At 36.6% G+C, this 2745-nt stretch carries 3 protein-coding genes; all 3 read left to right on the top strand.

All coding sequences use genetic code 11. From position 1 onward, the window contains the following. Positions 1-298: 298 nt before the first annotated feature. The 3 genes from H5072_RS16210 (at position 299) to H5072_RS16200 (ending at position 2638) form a co-directional block, all read left to right on the top strand. On the top strand, positions 299-1564 hold the full coding sequence (locus H5072_RS16210; RefSeq protein ID WP_182694109.1) for an EAL domain-containing protein: 1266 nt from the start codon (positions 299-301) through the stop codon (positions 1562-1564). 2 nt (positions 1565-1566) lie between these two features. Continuing rightward, positions 1567-2181, top strand: a complete 615-nt coding sequence (locus tag H5072_RS16205; RefSeq protein ID WP_182671454.1) for a paraquat-inducible protein A — start codon at positions 1567-1569, stop codon at positions 2179-2181. A 94-nt stretch (positions 2182-2275) separates the two neighbouring features. Then, the gene (locus H5072_RS16200; protein WP_259395969.1) at positions 2276-2638 is read left to right on the top strand and encodes a hypothetical protein; all 363 of its coding nucleotides are present in this window, start codon (positions 2276-2278) and stop codon (positions 2636-2638) included. Positions 2639-2745: the final 107 nt, after the last annotated feature.

Below are 2745 nucleotides of genomic sequence, written 5' to 3'. Positions count from 1 at the left end.
CCAGGCTTTTCTGGATCATTTGTATAATATGGATAATGACTCCCTGACGCGCTGACATTATATTTGAGGGGAGTAGGATTAATGCTGGCATAGCTAAAAAATACAAATAGCAGAGGGCTCAGTACTAATAACCGAATAAAGTTAGTCAAATCTCTACCTTTTATATTAATATTTTATATTAGTGTTGTGTAATTTTAACGTTTTTGCAATGACGACTATATTTATCTTATGCGTGTTGCATTAAAGTACACATATTATTGGCTGTTTTGCCATCTTTTATTTATAGGTTTAGAGCCAAGTGAAATTACATAACATACCTGATGAAGTACAAAAAATAACTCAGTTTGTTGCGCGGCAACCTATTTTTGATATAGACCAGAATGTTTTCTCGTACGAATTGCTTTATAGAGACTCAGCCAATAATGCGTTTCCTGTAGGCACTTCTGATGTCCATGCGACAAGCCGCCTATTTTTTAATGCTTTAATGTTGGTTGGTTTAGATAGACTTACCGCACATCATTTAGCTTTTATAAACTTGTCATCAGAAACTATTCTCGATAACTTCCCCAAACTTTTATTGCCAGAAAATAGTGTTATTGAAATAGTGGAGCGCACGGGTAATATTCCTGCGGTGGCTGAGCGTGTGCAAGAACTTAAAAAAGAAGGCTATGTTTTTGCACTTGATGATTACGATGGCGATCCAAAATGGGAGCCACTGTTAGCACATGTTGATTACATAAAAATTGAGATAGATGATCCGGTTATTAAAACCAATATGCGCATTAAAAAAATAAAACGCGCAAATCCACATGCAAAAATAATTGTTGAACGAATAGAGACGCATGAACAATTTAATGTATTAAAATTGGCTGGCTGCGATTTATTTCAAGGGTTCTTTTTTTCTCGCCCAGAAATGATTACGTATAAAGGTGTAGAGCCTTCAAAGCTAACCGTTTTTGATCTATTGCGTTTTACAGCAAAAGAAACACTTTGCTTTAAAGAAGTTCATCAACGAGTGGCCAGAGATGTCGCCATAACAGCGAGGGTTTTAAAGCTAGCTAACGCGCGTTCAGGCAAAGCAAATTTAGTCATTACGTCTATTTCACAAGCGGTTATTTATTTAGGTGAGGACACAATAAGACAATTTGTTCGCGTATTAGCAATTAGTGAGTTGGGGGTCGAAAAACCAACCGAATTAACTAAGCTTGCTTTAACGCGGGCTCAATTTATGTCGCTAATATTGGAGCAAAATAATAAAGAGTTGACCGAGCAAGGGTATCTGGTGGGTTTGTTCTCGGTGCTTGATGCTATTTTAGATGCTGAATTAAAAGACATAGTTAAAGAGTTTACTTTAGATGCTGCAATATCTGATGCGTTACTATTAGAGAGCGGCATCTTAGGGAACTGTTTATCGCTTATAAAAGAGTTTGAATTAGATAATATAGATGAAGCTATGGTCCATTTGGCCAACATAAACTCAGAGCTGCACATTGGCGATATATTTAATTTTTTATTGGATGCTGTTTTATACAGTGATGACATTATTGAGGCAATAGCAGAATAAATATGCGTAATTGGTTGTCGGTTATAAGTGTAGTGGTTGCTCTTTGTTTATTGTTTCCTGGTATTACAAAACCAGTATTAACAATAGAGGGCAACATAGATAAATCAAAATTAGCGCAAGCGGGCATTGAAATGCTTGCTGAAGAGGGCGATGGTCGGACTCGTAGCATGCTAATGATGTTCTCGAATATGCTAGGGCTTGATAAGTTAGAGGGCGAGATTAGCGCCTATAACAAAACACAAAGTATTTTAGGCACAGTTAAAGAGCTTGCTAGCAATAATAATTTATTTGTAGCTGCTTTAGTGGGGTTGTTTTCTATTGTTATTCCAAGCTTGAAGCTGCTATTACAATTGCTTTATTGTTGCCTACCTTTGAATGGGTTGAAGCAAAAGCTCGGTCTGGTTATTTGTGCATTAAGTAAGTGGAGCATGGTTGATGTATTTGTTATTGCATTAATAGTGACTTACCTAGCAGGTAACGCTCATGGTAAAAGTGGTGAGCTACTTGTTATGAATGCACAATTTGGTGAGGGTTTTTGGTATTTTAGCGCATATTGTATATTTGCAATTATCGCGAGTAACTTAATTAAAACACCTGATAAACCGCAGTCTACATAATTAAAGTATTTGTGGTTGCCGTTAGGTTATCTTACAATCATTTTAAAATTTATTAAAAGGCATAATGTTGCAACGTTTTTACTCTAGTTTACTCATGATAACTTTACTGCTCACTTTTGTGGGTCAGGCAGTTGCGTCTGTAGCTATGGTATGCGAAATGCCACATTTGCCAACGAAAACAGCAATGCATGCCCAAATGCCAATGACACACAGTAGTGATGCAACAGCTGTTGCTAGCATGTCTGAAAATATGATGCAGATGGATTGTTGCGACGACGAAAGTACGCCACAAAATGATTGCAAATGCCCTGTCAGTGGCTGCGCTGCTAATTCAATGCTTAATGTTGATACTTTATTTAGCGTTACTTTACTTGAATCTGAAAAAGTAAATATAAGTGTATTTACTACACAAATTAATATACCTCGTTCACTCTACCGCCCTCCTATGTCTGCTTAATAGCAGGATAGGTGTAATATCAATTTTATTGAAAACATGCTCATTCTAGGAACTAAATACCTCTCTAACTGCGTTAAAAATTACTTATATAAAGCAACTATACTGCG

The organism is Pseudoalteromonas sp. SR45-5 (assembly GCF_014163565.1).
Taxonomy (GTDB): domain Bacteria; phylum Pseudomonadota; class Gammaproteobacteria; order Enterobacterales; family Alteromonadaceae; genus Pseudoalteromonas; species Pseudoalteromonas distincta.
The sequence above is the reverse complement of the archived record's forward strand: the minus strand, read 5'-3'. Positions and strand labels throughout refer to the sequence as shown.

Bases quoted from the DNA above. Each gene is read 5' to 3' on its own strand.
- H5072_RS16205 (WP_182671454.1), top strand. From the start codon at position 1,567: ATGCGTAATTGGTTGTCGGTTATAAGTGTAGTGGTTGCTCTTTGTTTA.
- H5072_RS16200 (WP_259395969.1), top strand. From the start codon at position 2,276: ATGATAACTTTACTGCTCACTTTTGTGGGTCAGGCAGTTGCGTCTGTA.